We start from the raw sequence: 25,227 nt of genomic DNA on the forward strand, positions 1-25,227 counted from the left end.
TCAGGAGTGGCTGGTCAGGAGTGGCCGGCGCTCGCGCCCGCCGACGCGGGCGGGTTGTTGTGCGCGGTCGGCGAGGCCAGGGCCTCGGCGCTGGCGGAGGGGACGCTCGCGAGCGGCTTGCCCTTGTTCGCCGCGTCGACCCACTTGGTGAAGTTGGCCGGCGAGATGTCCTCGTTGTTGTACGTCGGGTAGGCGGAGGTGCCGTTGAGCAGCACCGTCGGCGTCGAGTTGTAGCCGGACTTGTCGAAGTCCGACTGCACCGCCGTCACCCAGCTCCCGTAGGTGTTGCCGTTGACGCAGGACTCGAAGGAGGGCGAGTCCAGTCCGGGCACCTGCTTGGCCAGCGTGATCAGGATCGACTTGTCGGCCCAGGCGTCGTTCGTCTCGTCCGGCTGGTTGGCGTACAGGACGTCGTGGTAGTCGTGGAACCGCCCGACGTTCTGCGCGCAGGCCAGCGCGTTGGCCGCGTTCTTGGATCCCTTGCCGCCGTCGTGCCGGTCGATGAACGAGGCGATGTGGTACTGGATCTGGATCTTGCCCTGGGCGAGCAGCTGGTTGATCGTGCTCTTCATGCCCGTCTCGAACTGCTCACAGGCGGGGCAGCGCGGGTCCTCGTAGATCGTGACCGTGCTCGGCGCGTTGGTCGCCCCGACGGGGATCAGCAGCCTGGTGTTCCCGACCGTCCCGGCCGGCGCGTCCTTGGCCGCGTCGTAGCTGCTGCTGCGGCCGTTCTGGACCACGATGCCGATGACCACCGCGGCCGCGATGACGACCAGGGCCGCGAGGATCACGGTGAGCTGGCGCTTCTTTCGGGCCGCGGTCTCCTGCTTGGCGCGCTCCTCCTGCATGCGCTCACGTGCGCTGCGCTTCCCGCCGTCGTTCTTGTTGCTCATCAGATCTTCTGTTCTGTTGGACTGTTGACTCACGCTGCCAGCCACCCGTCGAGCGACAGCCGGGTCTTCGGGCGCCAGACCAGCCAGCCGGCCAGCAGCAGGAAGCCGCAGTCGCGCAGGATCTCCTGCCAGTACGAGGTCTGCGAGGCCGCGACCGCACCGCCGCCGCCGAAGCAGCCGCAGTCGATGGAGATCCCCCGCGCCCACACCGACGCGATCGAGGCGATGTAGACGAGCAGCAGAACGGCCGAGAGCACGGCCGCGATGCGGGTGCCGAGGCCGACCAGGAGCAGCAACGCGAGGGCGATCTCCAGGAACGGCAGCCCGTAGCCGAAGGGCTTCACCAGCGCCTCGGGCAGGATCCGGTAGACGCGCACGGCCTGGGCCGCGGCCTGCGGGTCGGAGATCTTCGCGAGCCCCGCCCAGGCCCAGACGACGGCCAGGCCGATGCGCACGGCCGTGCCGATCCAGGCGCCCACGGCGGTCCCCCTCCCTGTGCCGGCCGTTCCGGGCGGCTTCGGCCCGGTCCGGTCAATTGGGGCCAATCCTGCCTTATGTTCCTTAAGGGGCATGCGTCATTCTCCGCGATTCGCAGCATTCTCCACAAAGCGCTGGAGCGCGGCCGGATCGTCGAGCAGCTCCGGATGCGCCCACAGGTCGACCTCTTGGCCGAACAGCAGCATCGACGGGGTGCCGTGGTGCACCCCCGCGGTGTCGTAGAGGTGCTGCGCCGCGTCGATCCACGGCTTCCAGTAGAGCGTGCGGACCTCGGCGTCGAAGGCCACCGAGCGCAGTCCCGGGACGGTGGCGGCCAGCGCCAGCAGCCGGCCGGTGGTGAACCCGTCCGCCTCCTCGGGGCCCTGGTTGGCCAGGAGCAGCGCATGGAGCAGCGCGAACCTGCCGTGGGCGAGCGCGGCCCGCGCCGCGTCGGCGGCGGCCACCGCGCCGGGACCGGGCAGACGTTCGTCGAGTGACGACTCGATGACGTAGTGGACGAGCACGCGATGACGGGCGATCAGGCTGCGCAGCATCGGCCCCTGGATCTTCTCGAACGCGGCCGTCGACGAGCAGCGGTAGTCCTCGAAGAGGGTCAACTGCACCGGCGCGTCCGGATATCCGACGTCGATCGTGACGCCGTCCGGATCGAGCCTGGCCGGCAGCGCGAGTGCCACGGAACGGTCCGGCACGCTCGCGAACACCGGCCCCGTCGCGGGCTTCGGCTTCGCCGCGACGGGTGTGGCGGCCACGGGTTTGGCGGCCACGGGCTTGGCGGCGGCCACATGGTGGTGCCGGCCCGCGTGGTGGGTCCGATGGGCGTCCGCCAGGGCCTGGTTGACGCTGGACTCGGCGGCCACCGCGACGGTGAGCGCGACGGCGGCGAGGGCGGCCCGGGCCGCCTTGCTGCGCTGGGGATCGGGCACGGCTGGTCCTCCTCGGCTGACCTCACACACCCCCGACGCGATCATGCGCGACGCCCGTCGACCCCCCGGCGCGCCCGCGCCACGCGCGCATTCACCGGAACGAGGGAGCGCGTATGGCAGCACAAAGGGGGCGCGGACCGAAGTCCGCGCCCCCTCGCGACAGAGGTGTCAGCGCTTGCGCACGCCCTCGGCCAGCTCGGCGGTCAGCTCACGCACGGCCGCGTGGCCCGACTCCTCCGAGGCGGCGTCCAGCATCCGCTGGACGAACGCCGAGCCGACGATGACGCCGTCCGCGAAGGCGGCGACCTCGGCGGCCTGCGCCCCGTTGGAGACCCCGAGGCCGACGCACACCGGCAGCTCGGTGGTGGCCCGGGTCCGCGCGACCAGGTCCTCGGCCATCGTGCCGACCTGGGCCCGGGTGCCCGTCACGCCCATGACGGCAGCCGCGTACACGAAGCCGGTGCCCTTGGCGGTGATGACGCCCAGCCGCTCGTCCTGGCTGGACGGCGCCACCACGAAGACCGTGGCCAGGCCGTACTCGGCCGCGGCGGCCAGCCACTCGTCGGCCTCCTCCACCGGCAGGTCCGGCAGGATGCAGCCGGCGCCGCCCGCCGCCCCCAGGTCGGCCGCGAACCGGGTCTGGCCGTAGCGGTCGACCGGGTTCCAGTACGTCATGCAGAGCACCGGCACGGTCGGGTTGGCCGCGGTGATCGTGCGGATCGTCTCCAGCACGTCCTTGGTGCGGACCCCGCCGCGCAGCGCGATGTCGTCCGCGGTCTGGATGGTCGGGCCGTCCAGCACCGGGTCGCTGTGCGGCAGTCCGATCTCGACGACGTCCGCGCCGCCGTCGATCAGCGCCTGCACGGTGGGCACCGCGCCCGCGACGCTCGGGAACCCGGCCGGCAGGTAGCCGATCAGCGCGGCGCGGTTCTCCGCCTTGGCCGCGGCGAGGGTCTGGTCCAGCAGGGCGTTCGTCACTTGGCACCGCCAGCAGCGTCGTCGGAAGAGGCGTCGTCGGAAGAGGCGTCGTCGAGCAGCCCGAAGTACTGGGCGGCGGTGTGCATGTCCTTGTCCCCGCGGCCGGAGAGGTTCACCAGGATGACCGCGTCGGGGCCCAGCTCACGGCCGAGCACCAGCGCGCCGGCCAGCGCGTGGGAGGACTCGATGGCCGGGATGATGCCCTCGGTGCGCGACAGCAGCCGCAGCGCGTTCATCGCGTCGGCGTCCGTGCACGGCCGGTACTCGGCGCGACCGACGTCCTTCAGGTAGGAGTGCTCGGGACCGACGCCCGGGTAGTCCAGGCCCGCCGAGATCGAGTGCGACTCGATGGTCTGCCCGTCCTCGTCCTGCAGCACGTAGGTGCGCGAGCCGTGCAGCACGCCCGGGTCGCCCTTGGTCAGCGTCGCCGCGTGCTTGGGCGTCTCGACGCCCTCACCGGCCGCCTCGATGCCGATCAGGCGCACGCCCGCGTCGGGGATGAAGTCGTAGAACGCGCCGATGGCGTTGGACCCGCCGCCGACGCACGCGACCACGGCGTCCGGCAGCCTGCCGGTGCGGTCCAGCACCTGCGCGCGGGCCTCCTGCCCGATGACGCGATGGAAGTCGCGCACCATCATCGGGAACGGGTGCGGCCCGGCGACGGTGCCGAACAGGTAGTGCGTCGAGTCGACGTTGGCGACCCAGTCGCGGAACGCCTCGTTGATGGCGTCCTTGAGCGTGCGGCTGCCGGACTTGACCGGCACCACCTCGGCGCCCAGCATCCGCATCCGGGCGACGTTCAGCGCCTGGCGCTGGGTGTCGACCTCGCCCATGTAGATGGTGCACTCCATGCCGAAGAGCGCGGCGGCGGTGGCGGTCGCGACGCCGTGCTGACCGGCGCCGGTCTCGGCGATCAGGCGGGTCTTGCCCATCCGCTGGGTCAGCAGCGCCTGGCCGAGCACATTGTTGATCTTGTGCGAGCCGGTGTGGTTCAGGTCCTCGCGCTTGAGCAGGATCCGCGCGCCGCCGGCCTCCGCCGAAAAGCGGCTGACGTCGGTCAGCGGGCTCGGGCGGCCGGTGTAGTCCTTGAGCAGACGGTTCAGCTCGGCGGCGAACGCCGGGTCGGCCTTGGCCTTCTCGTACTCGTCGGCGACCTGTTCGACGGCGGCGACAAGCGCCTCCGGAATGAAACGACCACCGTACGCGCCGAAGTAGCCGCGCGCGTCGGGGACGGATGTCACGTCGGACATGGGAATTCCCTCTGGGATGTGAACGGACGTGGGCAGGCGTGCGCGAAGCTGCGCCACCACATCGAGACCATCGTCTCAGTGGTGCGCGGTGCTCCGCATGCGCTGCCATCGCCGCCCGGGAACCTGGCCCGGCTCGGCACCGATCACGTACCGCACGCGACGTCCGAGGACGCGCCGAGCGGGCGCGCGACACCCGCGCGGCTTGCAGCCGCGCTGCAGACCCGCGTAGCGGGGCTGGTGGGTGGTGTCGCCGATCACGTGACCGATCCTATCCGTAGGTTCCGAGGGTCCGTCGCACTGTCGAGGGACGCGGGAGATTGCGGGAGACTACCGCCCGTGGCGCAGGGCCGGGTGGGCGCCGGCGGCGACGAGGTCGGCGACGGCGGCCTTCGGGTCCTTGCCTGTGACCAGGGACTCGCCGACGAGCACCGCGTTGGCGCCCTCGTTCGCGTAGGCGATCAGATCGTGCGGGCCCCGGACGCCGGACTCGGCGACCGTGATGACGTGCGACGGGATCGCGTGCGCCACGTTGGCGAAGGTGTTGCGGTCCACCTCGAGCGTCTTGAGGTTCCGCGCGTTCACGCCGATGATCCGCGCGCCGGCGTCGACCGCACGGGCGATCTCCTCCTCGTCGTGGACCTCGACCAGGGGCGTCAGGCCGATCGACTCGGCCCGCTCGATCAGGGAGACCAGGGCCTCCTGGTCCAGCGCGGCGACGATCAGCAGCGCCAGGTCCGCGCCGTAGGCGCGCGCCTCCCACAGCTGGTAGGAGGTGACGATGAAGTCCTTGCGCAGGACCGGGGTGTCCACCGCCGCGCGCACGGCCTTCAGGTCGGCCAGCGAGCCGCCGAACCGGCGCTGCTCGGTGAGGACCGAGATCGCCGCCGCGCCGCCGGCGGCGTAGTCGCGGGCCAGCGCCGCGGGATCGGCGATCGCGGCCAGCGCGCCCTTGGAGGGGCTGGAGCGCTTGACCTCGCAGATGACCGAGACTCCCTCGCCGCCGAGAGCGGCCACGCCGTCCTTGGCCTCGGGCGCCTTGGCGGCGAGCTCCTTGAGCTCGTCCAGCGAGACCTGGGCCTGACGCTCGGCGAGGTCCTCACGGACTCCGGCGATGATCTCGTCGAGCACGCTCACTCGGGGCCCCCATTCATCGGGTCGGTTGGTGGTCTCGCACAATCCGGCGTCCGTCGGATGCCTGCTCTGTCGATGACCTGGATCGATGGTATCCGTCCATCTCTACAGAACCTGAATCGAGCCACTGGCCGTCTCGCTCCCCGGACGCCGGCCGGGGCCTCACGGAGCGAGAAAAGCGCCGGTGGGGAGGTTGCGCAGCAGGGTGAAAGCGAGGACGAGAACCGTCGCCGCCAGCAGCCACGGACGGCCGATGCGCAGGCTCGGACGGGGCCGGCCGCGCACGGCGCGCAGCGCCCAGAGGGTCCACAGGACGGCGGTGAAGGCACACAGCGCGACGGCAAGCACGTTGTCGTGCAGAGCGGTGCCGAGGTCGCCGCGGGTGAGCGCGTGGACGGCACGCAGGCCGCCACAGCCGGGACACCACCACCCGGTCAGGGCCAGGAACGGGCAGACGGGGTAGTGACCGGGCCGGTTCGGGTCGACGACGCCGACGTAGGCCGTCGCGGCGGCCCCGAGGCCAAGCAACCCCAACGGCACTCGCGCGCAGGTGCGGTCGGCGGCCCGGTCGGGGCCGGCGGCCCGGGCGGGGTCGGCGGCCCAGGCGGGGCCAGCGGCCCGGTCGGGGCCGGCGGCCTTCGGGGTGGTGGCGGTCACGCCCCGATTCTGGTGCCGAACAGGCGGCGGTCCCGGAAGGACCCGCCGCCGTGTCGGAAGAACTCTCCTCGCGGAGCCCGGTAGGGACTCAGACGGAGACGCTGCTGCCCGCGGTCTCCTTGGCGGTGGCCGCGACGGCGTGGGTGCTGGGCTTCTTGCCGAAGCCGGCGGCGGACATCAGCTTGCCGACGACGGCACCGGCAGCGGCCACGACCAGGCCGATGACGACGACCATCGGGATCGGCTGGACCATCCCCCACGCGGCCAGGCAGAAGCCGACGAAGGAGACGACGACGCCGGTCCAGGCGGCGGTGGTGTGACCGTGGGCGTTTGCCGACATTTACTGCTCCTCGTATCGGGACTCTCCCACCCGGGAGAGGTCTTCCGCTCCATTGTCCCGTATCGCCGGGCTCAACTCGCAGTGGGGTCCTCGCCACGGTCCAGCGCCTTCCAGAGGTCCGCGGGTGTCTGCTGGGCCGGCGCGCTCGCGGCGGTGCCCTTGCGGGCCGACGCGGCGACGCCGCGCTTGCCCGCCGGTGCGTCGTAACGGGCCGACATGCCGGGCCAGTCGCGGCCGCGCAGCACCGTCGACGCTCCGGCCGCGACGACCAGCAGGCCACCGACGACGGCGGCCCACGGCCAGCCGGTGTGGGTCAGCGAGCTGACCGCGATGTCGCTGAGGCCCACCGAACGCGATGCCTTCTCGTCCAGTGCGTGGCTCTCCGAGCCGAGCGCCCCGCTGACGGCGGTGGCCACGGCGCCCACGCCGGCGAGCGCGACCAGTACGCCGAGCAGCTTGCGGCCGCGGCCGCGCACCGCGAAGACGGCCACCACCGACGCCAGGCCGACCAGCGCCATCGCCCCGGGGACGCCGGTGACCTCGCCGCCCTGGGCGACGACGGTCCTGGTGACGCCCTGGGCCTGCGCGTGACCGGTGACCCAGGTCTGTCCGGCCGCGACGAGCAGCAGCGTGGCGCCCGCCACAGCGAACAGCAGGGTGAGGGCGAGACTGCGCCGCCCGGCTCGCGCCGGAACGGACGGCTGCCGCTCGGCGCCGGTCGGGTCGGTCGGGTCGGTCGGGTCGCCACCGTCGGCCTCGACGCTCTGGACCGTCGGGGCGGCTTCGACGGGCGGGGTGGTCGCGGTGCTCTGCTCGGGGCTCACCGTTCCAGTGTGCCCTGGGCCGTCGGCCCGGCCGGACGCAGGGTGGCCGCGGCGGCGACCGCGCGCAGCACGGCGGCGGCCTTGTTGCGGCACTCGGCGTCCTCGCTCGCGGGGTCGGAGTCGGCGACGACGCCCGCGCCGGCCTGCACGAAGGCCTTGCCGTCGCGGATCAGCGCGGTGCGGATCGCGATCGCCGTGTCGGAGTCCCCGGCGAAGTCGAAGTAGCCGACGCACCCCCCGTACAGGCCGCGACGGGTGGGCTCCAGCTCCTCGATGATCTGCATCGCGCGCGGCTTGGGAGCGCCCGAGAGCGTTCCGGCCGGAAAGCAGGCCGTCAGCACGTCGAAAGCGGTGCGGTCGGCGGCGACGCGGCCGGTCACCGTCGAGACGATGTGCATGACGTGGCTGTAGCGCTCGATGGTCATGAAGTCGACCACCTCGACGCTGCCGGGCGAGCAGACCCGGCCCAGGTCGTTGCGGCCGAGGTCGACGAGCATCAGGTGCTCGGCGCGCTCCTTCGGGTCGGCCAGCAGCTCGGCGGCCAGCTCCGCGTCGCGCTCGGGCGTGGCGCCGCGCGGGCGGGTCCCGGCGATGGGGTGCACCATCGCCTCGCCGTCCGTGACCTTGACCAGCGCCTCGGGGCTGGAGCCGACCACGTCGAAGGGCTCCGCGTCCGGGCCGGGGGCGCCGAAGCGGAACAGGTACATGTACGGGCTGGGGTTGGTGGTGCGCAGCACCCGGTAGACGTCCAGGGCGCTGGCGGGGCAGTCGACCTCGAACCGCTGCGAGGGCACGACCTGGAAGGCCTCGCCGGCGCGGATCTTCTCCTTGACCGCCTCGACGGCGGCCCGGTACGGCGCGCCGCCGAACGGCGAGACGGCGTCGGCGGACGTCACCGGACTGAGCACGGCCGCGCCCGCCTCGGTCGGCCGGGCCAGGTCGGCGGTCATCCGGTCCAGGCGGGCCACGGCGTCGGAGAAGGCTCCGTCGACGCCGGTGGGCCGGTCGTCGCGGTTGACGGCGTTGGCGATCAGCAGCACCGAGCCGTCGGTGTGGTCCAGGACGGCGATGTCGTCGGCGAAGAGCATGGTGAGCTCGGGCAGCCGCAGGTCGTCCGGGGCGATCTCGGGCAGTCGCTCCAGGCGCCTGACGATGTCGTAGCCGAGGTAGCCGACCATGCCGCCGGTGAACGGCGGCAGCTCGCCCCCGGCGTGCAGGTCGCGCGGGCCGCGCAGGGCCTCGATGGTGGCTCGGAGCACCTGGAGCGGGTCGCCCGTGGTCGGCACGCCCACCGGCGGGGTGCCGAGCCAGCGGGCGTTGCCCTCGGCGTCGACGGTCAGCTGGGCGCTGCTGCGCACGCCGACGAAGGAGTACCGGGACCAGTGGCGGCCCTGCTCCGCGCTCTCCAGCAGGAACGTGTTGGGGCGCTCCCCCGCGAGCTTGCGGTAGACGCCGACGGGTGTGTCCCCGTCGGCCAGCAGGCGCCGGGTCACCGGGATCACCCGGCGGTCCACGGCGAGCTTGCGGAAGGTGTCGAGGTCGGGAGTGACGCTGCCGCTGGTCATGCCCCGGAGCGTACCGGCTCGCTCCGGCCCCGAGCCCGTTGTCTCAGTCGCCGGCGACCGGGAGTGTCCCGGCGTCGAAGCAGGTCCGGTCGCCGGTGTGGCAGGCGGCGCCGAGCTGGTCGACCTTGACCAGGACGGTGTCCCCGTCGCAGTCCAGCGCCACAGACTTGACCAGCTGGACGTGGCCGGAGGTGTCGCCCTTGACCCAGTACTCGCTGCGGCTGCGGCTCCAGTAGGTGCAGCGGCCGGTGGTGAGCGTGCGGTGCAGCGCCTCGTCGTCCATCCAGCCCATCATCAGCACCTCGCCGGTGTCGTACTGCTGGGCGATGGCGGGGACCAGGCCGTGGGCGTCGCGCTTGAGGCGGGCGGCGATCGCCGGGTCGAGGTCGGTGGTGTTCGGGGCGGCAGGCGTGGCGGACATGCCCTCATGGTAGGCAATCGGCCGGGTCACGGCGGCGACGCACCCTGTTGCCGAGGGACGCCAGGCGGCATGCTGGGGCGCATGGGGCTCTCAGGGGGGTTCGGAAGGCTGCGCCGTTCTCGCGTCGGCCTGGCGTTGACGCTGGTGGCGGTGCTCGCGGCCGTCGCATTGGTCCTGGTGCTCGCGCTGCGGTCGAAACCGGCCCCGGTGGCGCGGGCCGAGCCGTCGCCGTCCCCGTCGAGGTCCGTCCCCTCGCCGTCCCCGTCGCCGCTGCCGGCGTTGCCGAACACCTTCTCCTACATCTCGCTGCAACCGGGCGACTGCTTCGACTCACCGGCCTTCACCCGGACGCTCGACCGGCTGGCCAAGCGCTCCTGCACCGCCCCGCACGACGCCGAGGTGACCCAACTGGTCGCGCTGCCGGGTGGCCTGGCGGACTATCCGGCGATCCTCCAGAAGGCCGTCGAGCTGTGCTCGCCGCTGGACGCCGCGGCGTACAAGAAGCAGAGCATCAAGCAACTCCAGTACTACGAGCTCTACCCGAGCTTCGCCGAGTACCAGGGCGGCCGACACACCGTCACCTGCGCGCTTTCCGGTGGGAGTTACCAGGGTGCACCGAAGTTGACAGCACCACTGGCACGTTGACGGCGACCGAGTTGGTCTAGTCCTATTGACGCGGACTCACGGACGCTGTTTCGTAGTCCCGCCAGGCCTGGACGCACGGTCCCCCACACACCCCCACACCCTTGGGCCCACACCCTTGGGGCAGTCCGAAGGGATCTCTGTCATGCGCTTGGCGAGATTCACCGGTTCCGCGTGCGCTCTCGCGCTCGCGACCGCCGGAGCCGTCGGCGCGCTGGCCCCCACCAGCAGCGCCGCCGCGACCAGCGTCTACTCCGTGGCCCCCTATGTCGACATGTCGAACGGCCAGGAGCCGCTCCTCGACACCGCGATCACCGGGCACCACCTGAAGGCCTACACCGCCGCCTTCGTCCTGGGCGAGGGCTGCAACCAGATCTGGGGCGACACCCTCCCGATCGGCGCCGACTCCTACACCGACCCGGAGATCGCCAAGGCGAAGTCCGAGGGCGCCTCGGTGATCATCTCCTCCGGCGGCGCCAGCGGCGAGCCGCTGGCCTGGACCTGCTCCACGCAGAGCAGCATCGACGCCGGCTACCAGGCGATCATCAACGACTACGGCGTCACCCAGCTCGACTTCGACGTCGAGGGCGCGGCCGTGGCCGACACCGCCTCGGCGGCCCGCCAGATGCAGGCCATGAAGGACCTGAAGGCGAGCAACCCGAGCCTCCAGTTCTCCATGACGCTGCCGGTGCTGGCCAGCGGTCTGACGAACGACGGCGTCAACATCCTGAAGGCCGCGAAGAACGCGGGCATCAAGATCGACGTGGTCAACATCATGACCATGGACTACTACGCGGGCAGCGGCACCGAGATGGGCCAGGGCTCGATCTCGGCCGCCCAGGCCACCCTGGCGCAGATGCAGTCCGTCGACCCGTCCTACACCTACGCCAACCTCGGCATCACGCCGATGATCGGCAAGAACGACGACGGCTCGACCTTCACCCTCGCCGACGCGCAGTCGGTGGAGAACTTCGCCGCGAGCAACGGCGTGGGGCGCCTGGCCTTCTGGGCGGTCACCCGCGACCAGGCCTGCGGCGGCAGCGCCAACGCACTGTCCACCTGCAGCGAGATCAGCCAGAACAGCCTCGCCTTCACCGACGCCTTCGTGCCGTACGAGGGCAGCTCCGGCGGCGGTGGCGGGGGCGGCAGCTCCAGTGACTTCTCCCTGACCCTCTCCCCCGGCGCAGCCTCGGTCGCCCAGGGCGGCAGCGCGACGGCGAGCGTGGCGACGTCCGTCACCTCGGGCAGCGCGGAGAGCGTCAGCCTCGCCGCGTCCGGCGCGCCCTCCGGCGTCAGCGTCTCCTTCAGCCCCGCCTCCGTCACCTCCGGCGGCAGCTCGACGCTGACCGCGACCGTCGGCTCCTCGGTGGCCGCGGGCACCTACCCGATCACCGTGACCGGCTCGGCCTCCTCCGGCAGCCACACGGCCACCTACTCGCTCACCGTCACCAGCTCGGGCGGTGGCGGCGGCACGGGCGGCGGCTCGCTGAGCAACGCCGGTTTCGAGTCGGGCAGCCTGAGCCCCTGGACCTGCCAGTCCGGCAGCGCGGTGGTCAGCAGCCCGGTCCACTCCGGCAGCCACGCGCTCCAGGTCACCCCGTCGTCCAGCACCACCGGCGAGTGCGACCAGGCCGTCACCCTCCAGCCCAACCACAGCTACACGCTCACCGGTTGGGTGCAGGGCCCGTACGCCTACATCGGCGTCAGCGGCGGCGCGAGCGCGAGCACCTGGTCCAACAGCTCCAGCTGGAACCAGCTGACGGTCTCCTTCACGACCGGCAGCAGCGGCGCGGTCACCGTCTACGTCCACGGCTGGTACGGCCAGGCGAACGTCTACGCGGACGACTTCACCCTGAGCTAGCCCGCACCCGCACCACAGCCCACCGAGCTGCCCGGCCGATTCGTCGGCCGGGCAGCTCTTCTCTGCGCCGGCCCGGTCCGCCCGGCGGCTTCGCCTCAGTCGGAGAAGTCCTGCGTCATGTAGACCGTCCCGTCGGCGGTGCGCTGCACCACGATGCCGATGTGGCGGAAGGAGCTGCTCAGGATGTTGCGGCGGTGGCCGTCGTCCGGGGGCTGCTCGGCGAGCATGCTCCGGGTGAGGTTCACCGCCATCTGCGAGATGGCCGCGTCGGTGTCCGCCTGGGGCCCGCCCTCGCCGATGTTCTCGCCGCAGGCGCCCCACTGGACGCCTGCGTCGGTGATGCGGGTGCCGAGATCGGCCTCGCCCGGGCACTGGTGGGAGAGGCCGCAGCCGCCCATCATCACCGCGTTGTGGGCTCCGGCGCTGCGGGTGAGGCCGGAGGTGAGGGTGTAGGCGGGCAGACCGGCCTGCGTGCGGGCCTGGTTGATCACCGCGAGCACCTGCTGGACGGCATAGGAGTTGCCCGCTCCCGACGGCACCGCGACCGAGCCTCCCGAGCCGCCGGTCCCTCCGCCCGAGGACGGCCGGCTCGGCGTCACGACGGCGTGGCCCGGCCGGGTGCTCGGCGCCACGGTCCGCTTGGGGGTCGGCCGGGCCGACGGCGAGGCAGAGGCAGAGGCAGAGGCAGAGGCCGAAGCGGGGGCCGAAGCCGACGCGGCGCCGGACGGTGTGCCGGAGGCGGTCGAGCCGAGCGTCGGGGCGACCGGCGCGCTGCTCACCTCCGTGCCGGAGGAGGCCGCGTGGAGGACGAAGGCCCCGACCGACCCGGCACAGACCACGGCGGCGACGGCTATCAGGGGGGCGAGCGGTCCGCGCCTGCTCCTGCGATGCCGGTTGCCCGTGGGCCGCAGCGTCTCTCGCTCGTCGGTCTGCCAGTTCACGTCGTGCCTCCGTCGTCGGTTCGGTCGCCGGTCCGGTTTCGTCCCGTCACTTCGGAGATCCGCGCATCGTCATCAGGTCACACAAAATGACGAACGAATCTCGAACCGAGCCCGGCGAATCCGCCTAGGCTTGCCCCATGCCGAATCTGGGACGCCGCGAGCGACTGCTGCTGGCCGATCTGCTGGAGGGGGTCGGCCCCGACGCGCCGACGCTGTGCGAGGGGTGGCGGACCGCGGATCTCGCCGCCCACGTCGTGGTCAGGGAGCGGCGGCCGGACGCCGCGGGCGGGATCCTGATCAAGCCGCTGGCCGCTCGGCTCGCGCGGGTACAGGCGGAGTTCACCGCCAAGCCGTACGAGGAGCTGGTCGAGGCGATCCGGGTCGGCCCGCCCGCCTACTCGCCGTTCCGGCTGCCGGGCGCCGAGGACGCGGGCAACACCGTGGAGTTCTTCGTCCACGGCGAGGACGTGCGGCGCGCGCAGGCGGACTGGTCGCCGCGGGTCCTGGACGCGGAGCTGAGCGAGTTCCTGTGGAAGCGGCTGGGCGGCACGGCCCGTCTCAACGGCCGCAAGCTGCCGGTCGGCCTGGTGCTGCGCCGGCCCGACGGTCAGACCGCGGTGGCACGCAAGGGAGCGCCGGTCGTCACCGTGACCGGCGAACCGGGCGAGCTGCTGCTGTTCATGATGGGCCGCCAGTCCGACGCGCACGTCGAGCTGGACGGAGACGAGGACGCGGTGGCGCAGGTCAAGGACGCGAAGCTCGGGCTCTGAGCGCGATCTCCAGCTCGAAGCGGGTGTCGGCGTCCCCGAGGGCCGGGCCGAAGACGCGCTGGACCTGGTGCAGGCGCTGCCGCGCGGTCTGCGGGTGGATCCCCAGGCGCGCGGCGACGTCGGGGGCGCTGCCGCGGTTGGTCTGCAGCCAGGCGAGCAGGGTGTCGCCGAGGCGCACGCGCTGCTTGGGCGTCAGGTCGTCCAGGGCCCGGAGCCGACGCGCGGCGATGAGGCGGACCAGCGCCGGATCGGCGAGCAGCAGCAGGGCCACCAGGTGCGCCTCACCCTCGACGGGCCCCTTGACGGTCGGCGGCAGCGCGGCGCGCAGCGCGCGGGCCCAGCGCAGCGAGTCGCCGGCCTGCCCGGGCGGGACGGCCGGGCCGACGACGCCGCCGTACTCCTCCAGCAGGGCGCGCACCTGGCCGTCGCGCAGGTAGAGGTCGGGTTCGGGCACCAGGACCCACGGCTCGGGGCCGTCGAGTTCGGCCAGGACCAGATCCGGCAGGCCGCGCCGGCGGCCGCCCTCGCGCCGGGCGACGCCCTCCGGCGCCAGCGCGACCGCGCACAGCTCCCAGGGCAGCGGCCAGTCCGCGAGCTCGGCCGCCCGCTCCAGCTCGGCGACCGGGGCGTTGCGGGACAGCAGGGTCAGCAGTTGCGAGCGTGAGCGGCCGAGCGCGCCCGCCTCGTCGGCCTGGGCCCGGGCGTAACCGCGGACGGAGGCGGCAGCCAGTTCGTCGATGTGCGCGAAGATCGCCTCGGCGAGCACGACCAGCTGCTCGGTGCCGAGCCCGACGCGGCGCGCGACGCGCGCGTAGCGGCGCCAGGCGACCCGGGCGCCGAGCCGGTAGGCGGCCTGCAGCGCGTCCAGACTGCGGCCCTCGGCGAGCTCGCCCCGGCCGAGCGCGCGGTAGACGCGCATGCGTTCCGGATTCTCGGTGCGTGCACCCTCGATCAGGTCGGTGAATTCGGCCAGCGCCGTCTCGACACCGTGCTGGATTCCCGCACCGAATTGCCCGGCGAGCGGCCGGGAGAATTCAGGGACCTGCTGCCTGATCTCCCGGATGATTTCCGCGGCGATGGTCTGCTGCTCCTTGCGCAGTTCCGCCGCCAACCCTCTCGGCAAGGCGCTCCACGGCCCGCTCAAGGCTGCTCCTTACTGCCCCCTCCGGACGTTACCGGTCAGTATGGAGCGATGTTACCGGCGGGTCAAGGGCCCTGCACGGGCGGGTTCCGCTAGGTTTCGTGAGCGTTTCCGGAGCGCGCCGCACGAAATGCGCGGACCCGCGCGCACAATTCGCTCCCGCACCGTACGGCACCTTGACCGGCCACCGGTCCGCGCTCCTACCATCACCGCCGAAATCACCTGTGCATTACCGGACCAGGACGGAGTCCACGATGCGTAGAAGAACCACGGCTGTCACGGTGGCGGCGTTCGGGATCGCCGCTTTCGCGGCCCAGCCCGCCGCCGCGGCCTGGTATCCCGTGAACTTCCACTTCGCCACCGGCTTCACCGGTGGCTTCTTCTCCCCCGGCAGCGCGCCCGCGGGAGCGAACGACTGGGGCTGCCGGCCCTCGGCCGCCCACCCCGAACCGGTGGTGCTGGTGCACGGCACGCTGGAGAACGGGAACGACAACTGGGGCGGCGCGGCGCCGCTGCTGGCCGACAACGGCTACTGCGTCTACACCTTCAGCTACGGCGGCCCCGCCTCCTGGTCCCCGATCCAGGGCGTGAACTCGATCGAGAGCGGCGCGGCCACGCTCTCCACCTTCGTCGACCAGGTGCTCGCCTCGACCGGCGCGGCCAGGGTGGACCTCGTCGGCCACTCCCAGGGCGGCATGCTGCCGCGCTACTACATCAAGAACCTCGGCGGCGCCGCCAAGGTCGCCAAGCTGGTCGCCCTGTCCCCCACCAACCAGGGCACCACCCTCGACGGGATCACGGAACTCGGCCGCAAGCTCGGGGTGCTGGAGCCGGCCAACGCCTTCCTCTCCGGGCCCTGCGAGGCCTGCGTCGAGCAGGAGATCGGCTCGTCGTTCCTCACCGCACTGAACGCCGGCGGCGAGACCGTGCCGGGCATCGCCTACACCGTCGTCGCCACCAAGGACGACGAGGTGGTCACCCCCTACACCAACGCCTTCCTGCCGACCGCGCCCAACGTCGTCAACCTCACCGTCCAGGACCAGTGCGCGCTCGACCAGTCCGACCACCTGGAGATCGCCTACGACCCGGTGGCGCTCACCGACGTGCTCAACGCCCTCGACCCGGCCCACCCGCAGCCGGTCCCGTGCGAGGTCGTGCTGCCGGTGACCGGTCCGCTCGTCGGCTGAGCCCCGCCGCGGCACCGGACCCTGTCCGGGCCCAGGCCTACGGCTTCGGCTCGGACATCGCCTGGTGGAGTGCCGACTCGCCCTCGGTGTCCAGGTGCGGCAGGATCCGGTCCAGCCACCGGGGCGCCCACCAGGCGTGCCGTCCGAGCAGCGTCATCACGGCCGGGACCAGCAACAGCCGGACGACGGTGGCGTCGACCAGGACGCTGACGGCGAGGCCCAGCCCCAGCATCTTCACCACGATGTTGTCGCTCAGGATGAAGGCCGCGAAGACGCTGAACATGATCAGTGCCGCACAGGTGATCACCCGAGCGGTGATCACCAGACCATAGGCGACGCTGTCCTCGGCCCGCTGGGTCCGGATCCACGCCTCGTGCACCCGGGAGAGCAGGAAGATCTCGTAGTCCATGCTCAGCCCGAAGATGATCGCGAACATCATCATCGGCACGTAGCTCTCGATCGGCACCTTGCCGGCGACACCCAGCGCCGAACCGCCCCACCCCCACTGGAAGACCGCGACCACCACGCCGTAGGAGGCGCCGATCGAGAACAGGTTCAGCACGGCGGCCTTCACCGCGACCAGCAGGCCCCGGAAGACGGCGAGGATGATCAGGAAGGCGAGACAGACCACGACCACGATGATCAGTGCCAACCGGGAGCTGATGATCTCGGTGAAGTCCTGCTGGGCCGCGGTCACCCCGGTCACGTAGGTCGTGGCCGCCGTCCCCTTGGCGCCCTGCGGCAGCGAGACGTCCTTGAGGTGGTTGAACAGGTGCGTGGTGTCCGCGGCCTGCGGTCGCTGTGTCGAGATCGCCGTGCCGGTCAGCACGTTGCCGTTGCTGGTGGCCTGGAGCGGGCTGACGCTGGCCGCGTTGGGCACACCGGTCAGCGCTTTCTGCAGGTTGGCGGCCAGCGTGGAGCGCTCACTCGACGGCACGTTCGTCTGGTCCACGACGAGCGTCAGCGGTCCGTTGGCCCCTGGCCCGAAGCCCTGGCTGATCAGGTCGAACGCGCGGCGGTCGGTGAAGGAGGACGGGTCGGCGCCGTCGTCGATGTGGTCGAGCCGCATCGAGAACAGCGGGATCGCCAGGATCCCCAGCACCAGCACCCCGGCCGCCAGGAACCACCACGGGCGGTGTTCGACGCGCTCGGCGTAGCGGTGCCAGAACCCGTGCTGCTCCTCGCCGGACTTCTTCGCGGCGTCCTCGCCGGCCACCGCGCCGCCCTCGGCCACCGGGGTCTTCAGGCAGAACCGGTCGATCCGGCGTCCGATCAGGCCCGCCAGCGCAGGCACCAGGGTGAGCGCGCCCGCCACCGCGGTGACCACGGTGACCGCCGCGGCGATGCCGAGCCGGCCGATGAAGCTCAGGCCCGACACGTACAGTCCGGCCAGCGCCACGATGACGGTGCAGCCGGAGACCAGGACGGCGCGTCCGCTGGTGGTGACCGCGATGCCCGCCGCGACGTGGGATTCCACCCGGTCCATGATCAGCTGTCGGTAGCGGGTGATCAGGAACAGCGCGTAGTCGATGCCCACGCCGAGCCCGATCATGGTGGCCAGGGTCGGCGACACGCTGGCGAAGTCGATGGCGGCCGCCAGCAGGCTGAGGCAGCTGAGCCCGACGATGACGCTGATCAGCGCCGTCACCAGCGGCAGACCGGCAGCGATCAGGCTGCCGAAGCCGACGATCAGGACCACGATCGCCACCGCGAAGCCGATGGCCTCGCTGGTCAGGTCCTTGGCATGCGGCCGGGCCGCCTCACCGAGCGGTCCGCCGTACTCGACCTGCACCCCCGCCGAACGCAACGGCGCCACCGCGGCGTCGACCCCGTTCAGGTAGTCCGTTCCCAGCGCGCTGGGGTTCTCGTCGAAGCGGACGGTGATGTACCCGATCGTTCCGTCCTTGGACAGCGCGCCGGTCTGGGTCGTGGTGCCCGAGGAGTTCGTCTGCGGCAGCGGATTCTGCACCGACAGCACGTGGTCCAGCTTCTGCAGCGAGGCGACCGCCTGGTTCACCTGGGTGGTGAAGTCCGTCAGCGGCTTCGCGTCGTGCAGCACCACCTGGGCGCTGGTGCCGCCGATGGTGGGTGCGTTCGCGTGGAGGACGTCGGACCCCTTCTGCGACTGACTGTCGGGGAGGCTGAAGTCGTCCGAGTAGGTGCCGCCGAAACTGTTCTGCAGGCCGTGGAGCACACCCAGCCCGGCCAGCCAGACCACGATCACGATGATCGCGTGACGGGCACACCATTCGCCGAGACGCTGCAGGATTCCTTTGCGCACCCGTCCAGTTCAGAGCCGCACCCGAAGCCCCGCAATCCGGACGGGGCCGTTCGGATGTCGCCCCGTCAGATCCGGACGGGCTGCCCCGCGTCGCGGAGGGAGTGCTTGACGTCGGCGATCGTCAGATCGCCGAAGTGGAAGACCGAGGCCGCCAGGACCGCGTCCGCGCCGGCGGTGACCGCAGGGGCGAAGTCGGCGAGCTTGCCCGCGCCGCCGGAGGCGATGACCGGGACGGAGACCGCCTTGCGAACCGCCGCGATCATGTCGAGGTCGTAGCCGTCCTTGGTGCCGTCCGCGTCCATGGAGTTCAGCAGGATCTCGCCCGCGCCCAGCCCCGCCGCGCGCGTCGCCCACTCCACCGCGTCGATGCCGGTGCCCTTCCGGCCGCCGTGGGTGGTGACCTCGAAACCGGACGCCGTCTCGGTGCCGTTCTGCACCCGTCGGGCATCGACGGAAAGCACCAGCACCTGACGCCCGAAGCGCTGCGCGATCTCCCGGATCAGCTCCGGCCGCGCGATGGCCGCCGTGTTCACGCCGACCTTGTCCGCGCCCGCGCGCAGCAGCTTGTCGACGTCGTCGACGCTGCGCACGCCGCCACCGACCGTCAGCGGGATGAAGACCTGCTCCGCCGTGCGCCGCACGATGTCGTACGTCGTCTCCCGGTCACCGCTCGACGCGGTGATGTCGAGGAACGTCAGTTCGTCGGCGCCCTGGGCGTCGTAGAGCTTGGCCAGCTCGACCGGGTCACCCGCGTCGCGCAGGTTCTGGAAGTTGACGCCCTTGACCACCCGACCGGCGTCGACGTCCAGGCAGGGGATCACGCGGACCGCGAGGGTCATGGGGAAAGCTCCAAGTTCTTCTTGTACGCGTCGACCTCGACCTCGACGCTCATCCGGGAGTCGACGAGGGCGTTGATGACGACCATCGTGCAGGCCGGCCGGACCTCCCCCAGGATGTCCCGGTGGGCCCGGCCGACTTCGTCGGTGTCGCGTGCGTGGGTGACGTACAGACGGGTGCGGACCACGTCCTCCTTGCCGAGGCCGAAGCGGGACAGCGCGTCCAGGGCGACGCCGAACGCGGCCACGGTCTGGTCGTAGGGCGAACCCTCGAACCGGACCGTCCCGTCGTCCCAGGCGGTGCAGCCCGAGACGAACACGAAGTCGCCTATCGCGACGGCACGTGTGAAGCCGTACTGCTCCTCCCACGGGGAGTACCCGCCCACATGCCGCCGATCCTGCGTCATCCCGCGACCTCCATCGGTGTCAGGACACTGCTGCGAGAGCCTCTTCGAGCGTGAACGCCTGCGCGTAGAGGGCCTTGCCCACGATGGCCCCCTCCACACCTTCCGGCACCAGCGTCGCGATGTCACGCAGATCCTGCAGCGAGGACACGCCGCCGGATGCGACAACGGCCCGGTCGGTGGCCGCGCAGACGTTGCGCAGCAGCTCCAGGTTGGGGCCGGCCAGCGTGCCGTCCTTGTCGACGTCGGTGACGACGTAGCGGGTGCAGCCCTCGGCGTCCAGGCGGGCCAGCGCCTCGTAGAGGTCGCCGCCCTCGCTGGTCCAGCCGCGACCGCGCAGCGTGGTGCCGACCACGTCGAGGCCCACCGCGATCCTGTCGCCGTACTCGGCGATGACCTTGGCGACCCACTCCGGGGACTCCAGGGCCGCGGTGCCGAGGTTGACCCGGGCGCAGCCGGTGGCCAGCGCGGCTCGCAGCGAGGCGTCGTCGCGGATGCCGCCCGACAGCTCGACCTTGACGTCCAGTCGGCCGGTGACCTCCGCGAGCAGCTCGCGGTTGTCGCCGGTGCCGAAGGCGGCGTCGAGGTCGACCAGGTGGATCCACTCGGCGCCGGCGTTCTGCCAGGCCAGCGCGGCGGCCAGCGGCTCGCCGTAGGAGGTCTCGGAGCCGGAGGCGCCCTTGACCAGGCGCACGGCCTGGCCGTCGCGGACGTCGACGGCGGGCAGCAGAACCAGCTTGTCTGAGGTGCTCACAGCGTGTCGATCCAGTTCTTCAGGAGGGCGGCGCCGGCGTCGCCGGACTTCTCGGGGTGGAACTGCGTGGCGGACAGCGGGCCGTTCTCCACCGCGGCGACGAACGGCTCACCGTGCTCGGCCCAGGTGACCTTGGGCGGCCGCAGCTGCTCGATCGGGTTCATCTCCCAGCGGCGCACGCCGTAGGAGTGCACGAAGTAGTACCGGGCGTCCTCGGGCAGCCCGGCGAAGAGCACCGTGCCCTCGGCCGGGGTCACGGTGTTCCAGCCCATGTGCGGCACCACGGGCGCGCGCAGCGGCTCGACGGTGCCGGGCCACTCGTCGCAGCCCTCCGTCTCGACGCCGTGCTCGACGCCGTGGGCGAAGAGGATCTGCATGCCGACGCAGATGCCCAGTACCGGGCGGCCGCCGGAGAGGCGGCGGCCGATCAGCCGGTCGCCCCTGACGGCCTTCAGGCCCTCCATGCAGGCGGCGAAGGCGCCGACGCCCGGCACCAGCAGCCCGTCGGCGTTGAGCGCCTCGGTGAAGTCGGAGGTGATGACGGCCTCCGCGCCGACGCGCTCCAGGGCGCGCTGCGCGGAGCGGACGTTGCCGGAGCCGTAGTCGAGGACGACCACGCTCTTGGCGGTCATGGGTTACGTCCCTTCCGGGTCGAGCGGGTCAGATACGCAGGATGCCCGCGGCCAGGCTCAACGCGCCGCACAGGGCGAGCAGCACGATGACGCCCTTGGGCAGCTTCTGCTTCCAGAAGGAGTACGCGCCACCGAAGAGGAACAGGCCGAGGAAGATCAGAACATAGGTGGTGCCGCTCACAGTGCGCCCTTGGTCGACGGGATGATGCCCGCCGCGCGCGGGTCCAGCTCGCTCGCGTAGCGCAGGGCGCGGGCGAGAGCCTTGAACTGGGCCTCGACGATGTGGTGGGCGTTACGCCCATACGGTACGTGGACGTGGAGCGCGACCTGCGCCTGGGCCACGAAGGACTCCAGGATGTGCCGGGTCATGGTGGTGTCGTAGGAGCCGATCATCGGGGCCATGCCCTCGGGCTCGGTGTGCACCAGGTAGGGGCGGCCGGACAGGTCCACGGTCACCTGGGCGAGCGACTCGTCCAGCGGCACGGAGGCGTCGGCGAAGCGGCGGATGCCCACCTTGTCGCCCAGCGCCTGCCGGAAGGCGGCACCCAGGGCCAGCGAGGTGTCCTCGATGGTGTGGTGGGTGTCGATGTGCAGGTCGCCGTCGGTCTTGATGGTGAGGTCGAAGAACCCGTGGCGGCCCAGCTGGTCGAGCATGTGGTCGTAGAAGCCGACGCCGGTGGAGATGTCCGTCTTACCGGTGCCGTCGAGGTCTATCTCGACCTTGACGGAGGTCTCCTTGGTGGTGCGCTCGACACTGCCGATGCGGTGGGACATGTGCTCAAAGCTCCTCAACGGAGGCGCGCGCGGAGCGCGTCGAAACAAGGGTGGTGGTGGGCGACGGGAGGGCGGTGCGGACGGCGTCGAGGAACGCGTCGTTCTCGGCAGGGGTTCCGGCGGTGACGCGCAGGCGCCCGGGCACGCCGTTGTCGCGGACCAGGACGCCCTGGTCGAGGATCGCCTGCCAGACGGCCCGGGTGTCCGCGAACCGGCCGAACTGCACGAAGTTGGCGTCGGAGTCGGTGACCTCCAGGCCCATCGCCCGCAGCTCGGTGACGATGCGGTCGCGCTCCGACTTCAGCTTGTCGACGTAGCCGAGCAGCACGTCGGTGAAGTCCAGCGCGGCGAGCGCGGTCGCCTGGGTGACGGCGGACAGGTGGTACGGCAGCCGGACCAGCTGCACCGCGTCCACGACGGCCGGGGTCGCGGCGAAGTAGCCGAGGCGCAGACCCGCCGCCCCGAACGCCTTGGACATGGTCCGGGTGACCACCATCAGCGGACGCCCGTCCAGCAGGGACAGCAGCGAGGGCTGGTGCGAGAACTCGACGTAGGCCTCGTCGACGATGACCAGCGTCGGCTTGACCGCCTGCGCCGCGTCGTAGAGCCGCTCGACCGCCGCGCGCGCCAGCGCGGTGCCGGTCGGGTTGTTCGGCGAGCAGAGGAAGAGCACGTCGGGACGCTCGGCGGCGAGCGCCGCGACGGCGGCGTCCTCGTCGATGGTGAAGTCCTCGTTGCGCGGGCCCTCGATCCAGCGGGTGCCGGTGCCGCGCGAGATCAGGTCGTGCATCTGGTACGTCGGCGAGAAGCCGAGCGCGGTGCGCCCGGAGCCGCCGAAGGTCTGCATCAGCTGCTGGATGATCTCGTTGGAGCCGTTGGCCGCCCAGACCTGGTCCCGGGTCACCGCGTGACCGGTGGAGGTGGTCAGGTAGGCCGCCAGCCGGGTCCGCAGCTCGACCGCGTCGCGGTCGGGGTAGCGGTTGAGGTTCCGGGCGGCCTCGGCGACGCGCTCGGCGATCCGGGCGACGAGGTCGTCGGGCAGCGAGTACGGGTTCTCGTTCGTGTTGAGCAGGACCGGCACGTGCAGCTGCGGCGCGCCGTAGGGCGACTTGCCCTTGAGCTCGTCGCGGATGGGCAGGTCGTCGATGTTCGTGATGTCCGTCACTGGTTGGGCACCGTCCAGTCGAAGCGGGCACGGATGGCGTCACCGTGGCCCGGAAGGTCCTCTGCGTTGGCCAGCGTGACCACGTGCCCGGCCACCTCGGCCAGGGCGTCGCGGTCGTAGCTGACCACGTGGATGCCGCGCAGGAAGGACTGGACGGAGAGCCCGGAGGAGTGACAGGCGCAGCCGCCGGTGGGCAGGACGTGGTTGGAGCCGGCCGCGTAGTCACCCAGCGAGACGGGCGCGAACGGGCCGACGAAGACCGCGCCCGCGTTGATCACCCGTGCGGCCACCGCCTCGGCGTCGGCGGTCTGGATCTCCAGGTGCTCGGCCGCGTAGGCGTTGACCAGCTCCAGGCCCTGCTCCAGGTCGCGGACCAGCACGATGCCGGACTGCGGACCGGCCAGCGCGGTGGCGATCCGCTCGCTGTGCTTGGTCGCCTCGACCTGCTTGGGCAGCTCCGCCTCGACAGCCTCGGCCAGCTCGACCGAGTCGGTGACCAGGACGGCGGCGGCCATCGGGTCGTGCTCGGCCTGGCTGATCATGTCGGCGGCCACGTGGCGCGGGTCGGCGGTGGCGTCCGCGAGGATCGCGATCTCCGTCGGCCCGGCCTCGGCGTCGATGCCGATCCGGCCCTTGAGCAGGCGCTTGGCGGCGGCCACCCAGATGTTGCCGGGGCCGGTGACCAGGTTGACCGGACGGCACTCGCCGGCGCCGTAGGCGAACATCGCGACGGCCTGAGCACCGCCGACGGAGTAGACCTCGTCGACACCCAGCAGCGCGCACGCCGCCAGGATCGTCGGGTGCGGCAGGCCCCCGAACTCCTTCTGGGGCGGCGAGGTCACGGCGAGCGAGCGGACGCCCGCCTCCTGCGCCGGGACGACGTTCATCACGACCGAGGACGGGTAGACGGCCAGACCGCCCGGCACGTACAGGCCCACCCGCTCGACCGGCACCCAGCGCTCGGTGACGGTGCCGCCCGGCACCACCTGGGTGGTGTGGTCCGTGCGGCGCTGCGCGCGGTGCACCAGGCGGGCGCGGCGGATCGACTCCTCCAGCGCGGCCCGGACGGCGGGGTCCAGCGTCTCCAGCGCGGCGGTGATCGTCGCCTTGGGCACGCGGATGTCGGTCAGCCGAACCCCGTCGAAGCGCTCCGTGATCTCGATCAGCGCCGCGACGCCACGATGGTGCACGTCCTCGCAGATGGGCCGCACCTTCTCCAGGGCGGCCTCGACGTCGAGCTCGGCGCGCGGCAGCACGGCGCGCGGGTCCTCGGTGGAGCTGCGGAGGTCGATTCGAGAAATCACGTTGTCAAGTCTAGTGAGCCCTGGGAAAAGACTGCCGTGGCATATCACTCTCTGATACGGCCCCTGAGACGCGCGGTGACATGATCGGACCGCTGCGGGCGAACAGCCGCGCACTCGTTCGGCCGCGCCGGGCTCGCCGGGGCGGCCGGTCCAAGGCAGCGTGGTGAGGGTCTCCGGTCCCCGAACCCTCGCGGGAACGGAGCCACCCGAGCGCCCGTACCGGCGAGCTGCCCCGAGCGCGACCCGGTACGGGCACCTGGTGCCCGGGATTACCCGTACTCTTGCGCACTGTGACGGAACGGCTCCCCCTCTTCCCCCTGGGCACGGTGCTCTACCCGGGGCTGGTGCTCCCCCTGCACGTCTTCGAGGAGCGCTACCGCCGCCTCATGGCCGACCTGACCGCCCAGCCGGAGCCGCACCGCTTCGGCGTGGTCGCGATCCGGGACGGACGCGAGGTCGCGCCGACGGGTGTGGAGACCGTCTCCCCCGCGCTGGCCGGGCTCGGCCCTGACCCGGGCCGGGCGCTGTTCGAGATCGGCTGCGTGGCCGAGATCGCCCAGCTCCAGCCGCACCGCGACGGCCGCTACGAGCTGATCGCCACCGGCACCACCCGTTTCCGGGTGCTCTCCTTCGACACCACCGGCCCGTACCTGACCGCCGAGGTCGAGGACGTGCCGGAGGAGACCGGGCCCGAGGCCCAGGTACTGGCCGCGGGCGTGACGCGGGTCTTCCGCAGCTACCGCAAACGCCTGGCCGGCGCGCAGGACAGCACCGTGGCCGGTGAGCAGGAACTGCCGGACGACCCGAACATCCTGTCCTACCTGGTCGCCGCCGCGTCCGTGCTGGACACCCACGAGAAGCAGCGCCTCCTGGCCGCCGCCTCCGCCAGCGACCGGCTGCGCGCGGAGATGCGCCTGCTGCGCCGCGAGGCCGCGGTCCTCGCCAAGCTCCCCTCACTCCCGGCGGTCGAGCTCACCCGCCAGGCCTTCAGCCCCAACTAGGGCCTGCCCGGGCCGCGACCACGAGTCGGCTGTCCCGCCACCGACGGCGGGCGT

The 25,227-nt window shown here is 71.9% G+C and carries 28 protein-coding genes; 5 read left to right on the forward strand and 23 right to left on the reverse strand.

All coding sequences use genetic code 11. The features are described 5' to 3' along the window. Positions 1 to 14: 14 nt before the first annotated feature. The 12 genes from ABH931_RS21825 to hisI form a co-directional block, all read right to left on the reverse strand. Positions 15 to 893 (reverse strand): DsbA family protein, encoded by an 879-nt coding sequence (locus tag ABH931_RS21825; protein WP_370115746.1) that lies wholly within the window; start codon positions 891 to 893, stop codon positions 15 to 17. A gap of 29 nt (positions 894 to 922) precedes the next feature. After that, on the reverse strand, positions 923 to 1,372 hold the full coding sequence (locus ABH931_RS21830) for a MauE/DoxX family redox-associated membrane protein (protein WP_370115748.1): 450 nt from the start codon (positions 1,370 to 1,372) through the stop codon (positions 923 to 925). Between the two features lie 96 nt (positions 1,373 to 1,468). After that, positions 1,469 to 2,314, reverse strand: a complete 846-nt coding sequence (locus tag ABH931_RS21835; protein ID WP_370115750.1) for a DsbA family protein — start codon at positions 2,312 to 2,314, stop codon at positions 1,469 to 1,471. Between the two features lie 168 nt (positions 2,315 to 2,482). Further along, positions 2,483 to 3,292, reverse strand: a complete 810-nt coding sequence (gene trpA / locus ABH931_RS21840) for a tryptophan synthase subunit alpha (protein WP_370115752.1) — start codon at positions 3,290 to 3,292, stop codon at positions 2,483 to 2,485. Further along, positions 3,289 to 4,542: a tryptophan synthase subunit beta gene (trpB, locus tag ABH931_RS21845; protein ID WP_370115754.1), complete on the reverse strand. Its 1,254-nt coding sequence runs from the start codon at positions 4,540 to 4,542 to the stop codon at positions 3,289 to 3,291. The genes trpA and trpB overlap by 4 nt, the downstream gene beginning before the upstream one ends. Positions 4,543 to 4,617: 75 nt before the next feature. Then, positions 4,618 to 4,809, reverse strand: coding sequence for a tryptophan biosynthesis modulator TrpM (gene trpM, locus ABH931_RS21850; RefSeq protein WP_370116032.1), 192 nt, complete (start codon positions 4,807 to 4,809; stop codon positions 4,618 to 4,620). A 60-nt stretch (positions 4,810 to 4,869) separates the two neighbouring features. After that, positions 4,870 to 5,676: an indole-3-glycerol phosphate synthase TrpC gene (gene trpC / locus ABH931_RS21855; RefSeq protein WP_370115756.1), complete on the reverse strand. Its 807-nt coding sequence runs from the start codon at positions 5,674 to 5,676 to the stop codon at positions 4,870 to 4,872. A gap of 159 nt (positions 5,677 to 5,835) precedes the next feature. Then, a complete protein-coding gene (locus ABH931_RS21860; protein WP_370115758.1) occupies positions 5,836 to 6,330 on the reverse strand; it encodes a DUF2752 domain-containing protein in 495 nt (164 codons plus the stop codon). 88 nt (positions 6,331 to 6,418) lie between these two features. Then, positions 6,419 to 6,670, reverse strand: coding sequence for an HGxxPAAW family protein (locus tag ABH931_RS21865; RefSeq protein WP_370115760.1), 252 nt, complete (start codon positions 6,668 to 6,670; stop codon positions 6,419 to 6,421). Positions 6,671 to 6,741: 71 nt separating this feature from the next. Next, complete coding sequence (locus tag ABH931_RS21870) at positions 6,742 to 7,494, reverse strand: TIGR02234 family membrane protein (RefSeq protein ID WP_370115762.1); 753 nt, start codon at positions 7,492 to 7,494, stop codon at positions 6,742 to 6,744. After that, positions 7,491 to 9,059, reverse strand: a complete 1,569-nt coding sequence (locus ABH931_RS21875; RefSeq protein WP_370115765.1) for an anthranilate synthase component I — start codon at positions 9,057 to 9,059, stop codon at positions 7,491 to 7,493. The genes ABH931_RS21870 and ABH931_RS21875 overlap by 4 nt, the downstream gene beginning before the upstream one ends. Positions 9,060 to 9,102: 43 nt before the next feature. Further along, positions 9,103 to 9,480, reverse strand: coding sequence for a phosphoribosyl-AMP cyclohydrolase (gene hisI / locus ABH931_RS21880; protein WP_370115767.1), 378 nt, complete (start codon positions 9,478 to 9,480; stop codon positions 9,103 to 9,105). An 81-nt stretch (positions 9,481 to 9,561) separates the two neighbouring features. Here hisI and ABH931_RS21885 point away from each other — a divergent pair, with 81 nt between their 5' ends. Then, positions 9,562 to 10,125, forward strand: a complete 564-nt coding sequence (locus tag ABH931_RS21885) for a hypothetical protein (protein ID WP_370115768.1) — start codon at positions 9,562 to 9,564, stop codon at positions 10,123 to 10,125. A gap of 142 nt (positions 10,126 to 10,267) precedes the next feature. Continuing rightward, positions 10,268 to 11,983 carry a carbohydrate binding domain-containing protein gene (locus ABH931_RS21890; protein WP_370115770.1) on the forward strand — a complete coding sequence of 572 codons (1,716 nt, stop codon included), beginning with the start codon at positions 10,268 to 10,270 and terminating at the stop codon, positions 11,981 to 11,983. 95 nt (positions 11,984 to 12,078) lie between these two features. On the opposite strand, the gene ABH931_RS21895 is transcribed toward ABH931_RS21890, so the two are convergent. After that, a complete protein-coding gene (locus ABH931_RS21895; RefSeq protein ID WP_370115772.1) occupies positions 12,079 to 12,924 on the reverse strand; it encodes a CAP domain-containing protein in 846 nt (281 codons plus the stop codon). 137 nt (positions 12,925 to 13,061) lie between these two features. Between ABH931_RS21895 and ABH931_RS21900 the strand changes: the two genes are divergently transcribed. Beyond that, positions 13,062 to 13,694, forward strand: a complete 633-nt coding sequence (locus tag ABH931_RS21900) for a TIGR03085 family metal-binding protein (protein ID WP_370115774.1) — start codon at positions 13,062 to 13,064, stop codon at positions 13,692 to 13,694. Here ABH931_RS21900 and ABH931_RS21905 read toward each other — a convergent pair. Further along, positions 13,669 to 14,838 (reverse strand): helix-turn-helix domain-containing protein, encoded by a 1,170-nt coding sequence (locus ABH931_RS21905; RefSeq protein ID WP_370115776.1) that lies wholly within the window; start codon positions 14,836 to 14,838, stop codon positions 13,669 to 13,671. The genes ABH931_RS21900 and ABH931_RS21905 overlap by 26 nt on opposite strands. Positions 14,839 to 15,089: 251 nt before the next feature. Between ABH931_RS21905 and ABH931_RS21910 the strand changes: the two genes are divergently transcribed. Then, complete coding sequence (locus tag ABH931_RS21910; RefSeq protein WP_370115778.1) at positions 15,090 to 16,022, forward strand: esterase/lipase family protein; 933 nt, start codon at positions 15,090 to 15,092, stop codon at positions 16,020 to 16,022. A gap of 37 nt (positions 16,023 to 16,059) precedes the next feature. Here ABH931_RS21910 and ABH931_RS21915 read toward each other — a convergent pair whose 3' ends face one another. The 9 genes from ABH931_RS21915 to hisD form a co-directional block, all read right to left on the reverse strand. After that, the gene (locus ABH931_RS21915; protein ID WP_370115780.1) at positions 16,060 to 18,303 is read right to left on the reverse strand and encodes an MMPL family transporter; all 2,244 of its coding nucleotides are present in this window, start codon (positions 18,301 to 18,303) and stop codon (positions 16,060 to 16,062) included. Positions 18,304 to 18,368: 65 nt separating this feature from the next. Beyond that, positions 18,369 to 19,142 (reverse strand): imidazole glycerol phosphate synthase subunit HisF, encoded by a 774-nt coding sequence (gene hisF / locus ABH931_RS21920; protein ID WP_370115781.1) that lies wholly within the window; start codon positions 19,140 to 19,142, stop codon positions 18,369 to 18,371. Beyond that, a complete protein-coding gene (locus ABH931_RS21925) occupies positions 19,139 to 19,546 on the reverse strand; it encodes a RidA family protein (protein ID WP_370115783.1) in 408 nt (135 codons plus the stop codon). Before ABH931_RS21925 ends, hisF begins: the two co-directional genes overlap by 4 nt. Positions 19,547 to 19,565: 19 nt before the next feature. Next, positions 19,566 to 20,297 (reverse strand): bifunctional 1-(5-phosphoribosyl)-5-((5-phosphoribosylamino)methylideneamino)imidazole-4-carboxamide isomerase/phosphoribosylanthranilate isomerase PriA, encoded by a 732-nt coding sequence (gene priA, locus ABH931_RS21930; RefSeq protein WP_370115785.1) that lies wholly within the window; start codon positions 20,295 to 20,297, stop codon positions 19,566 to 19,568. Further along, positions 20,294 to 20,929 carry an imidazole glycerol phosphate synthase subunit HisH gene (gene hisH, locus ABH931_RS21935; RefSeq protein WP_370115786.1) on the reverse strand — a complete coding sequence of 212 codons (636 nt, stop codon included), beginning with the start codon at positions 20,927 to 20,929 and terminating at the stop codon, positions 20,294 to 20,296. The genes priA and hisH overlap by 4 nt, the downstream gene beginning before the upstream one ends. A 28-nt stretch (positions 20,930 to 20,957) precedes the next feature. Further along, entirely contained in the window at positions 20,958 to 21,110 is a 153-nt protein-coding gene (locus ABH931_RS21940) for a hypothetical protein (RefSeq protein WP_370115788.1), read from the reverse strand. Continuing rightward, positions 21,107 to 21,703 carry an imidazoleglycerol-phosphate dehydratase HisB gene (gene hisB / locus ABH931_RS21945; RefSeq protein ID WP_370115790.1) on the reverse strand — a complete coding sequence of 199 codons (597 nt, stop codon included), beginning with the start codon at positions 21,701 to 21,703 and terminating at the stop codon, positions 21,107 to 21,109. The genes ABH931_RS21940 and hisB overlap by 4 nt, the downstream gene beginning before the upstream one ends. 4 nt (positions 21,704 to 21,707) lie before the next feature. After that, on the reverse strand, positions 21,708 to 22,859 hold the full coding sequence (locus ABH931_RS21950) for a histidinol-phosphate transaminase (RefSeq protein ID WP_370116035.1): 1,152 nt from the start codon (positions 22,857 to 22,859) through the stop codon (positions 21,708 to 21,710). Between the two features lie 5 nt (positions 22,860 to 22,864). Continuing rightward, positions 22,865 to 24,172, reverse strand: a complete 1,308-nt coding sequence (gene hisD, locus ABH931_RS21955; protein ID WP_370115792.1) for a histidinol dehydrogenase — start codon at positions 24,170 to 24,172, stop codon at positions 22,865 to 22,867. A gap of 290 nt (positions 24,173 to 24,462) precedes the next feature. Here hisD and ABH931_RS21960 point away from each other — a divergent pair, with 290 nt between their 5' ends. Further along, a complete protein-coding gene (locus tag ABH931_RS21960; protein WP_370115794.1) occupies positions 24,463 to 25,173 on the forward strand; it encodes an LON peptidase substrate-binding domain-containing protein in 711 nt (236 codons plus the stop codon). Positions 25,174 to 25,227 lie beyond the last annotated feature (54 nt).

This window comes from Streptacidiphilus sp. MAP12-33 (genome assembly GCF_041261265.1).
GTDB lineage: Bacteria > Actinomycetota > Actinomycetes > Streptomycetales > Streptomycetaceae > Streptacidiphilus.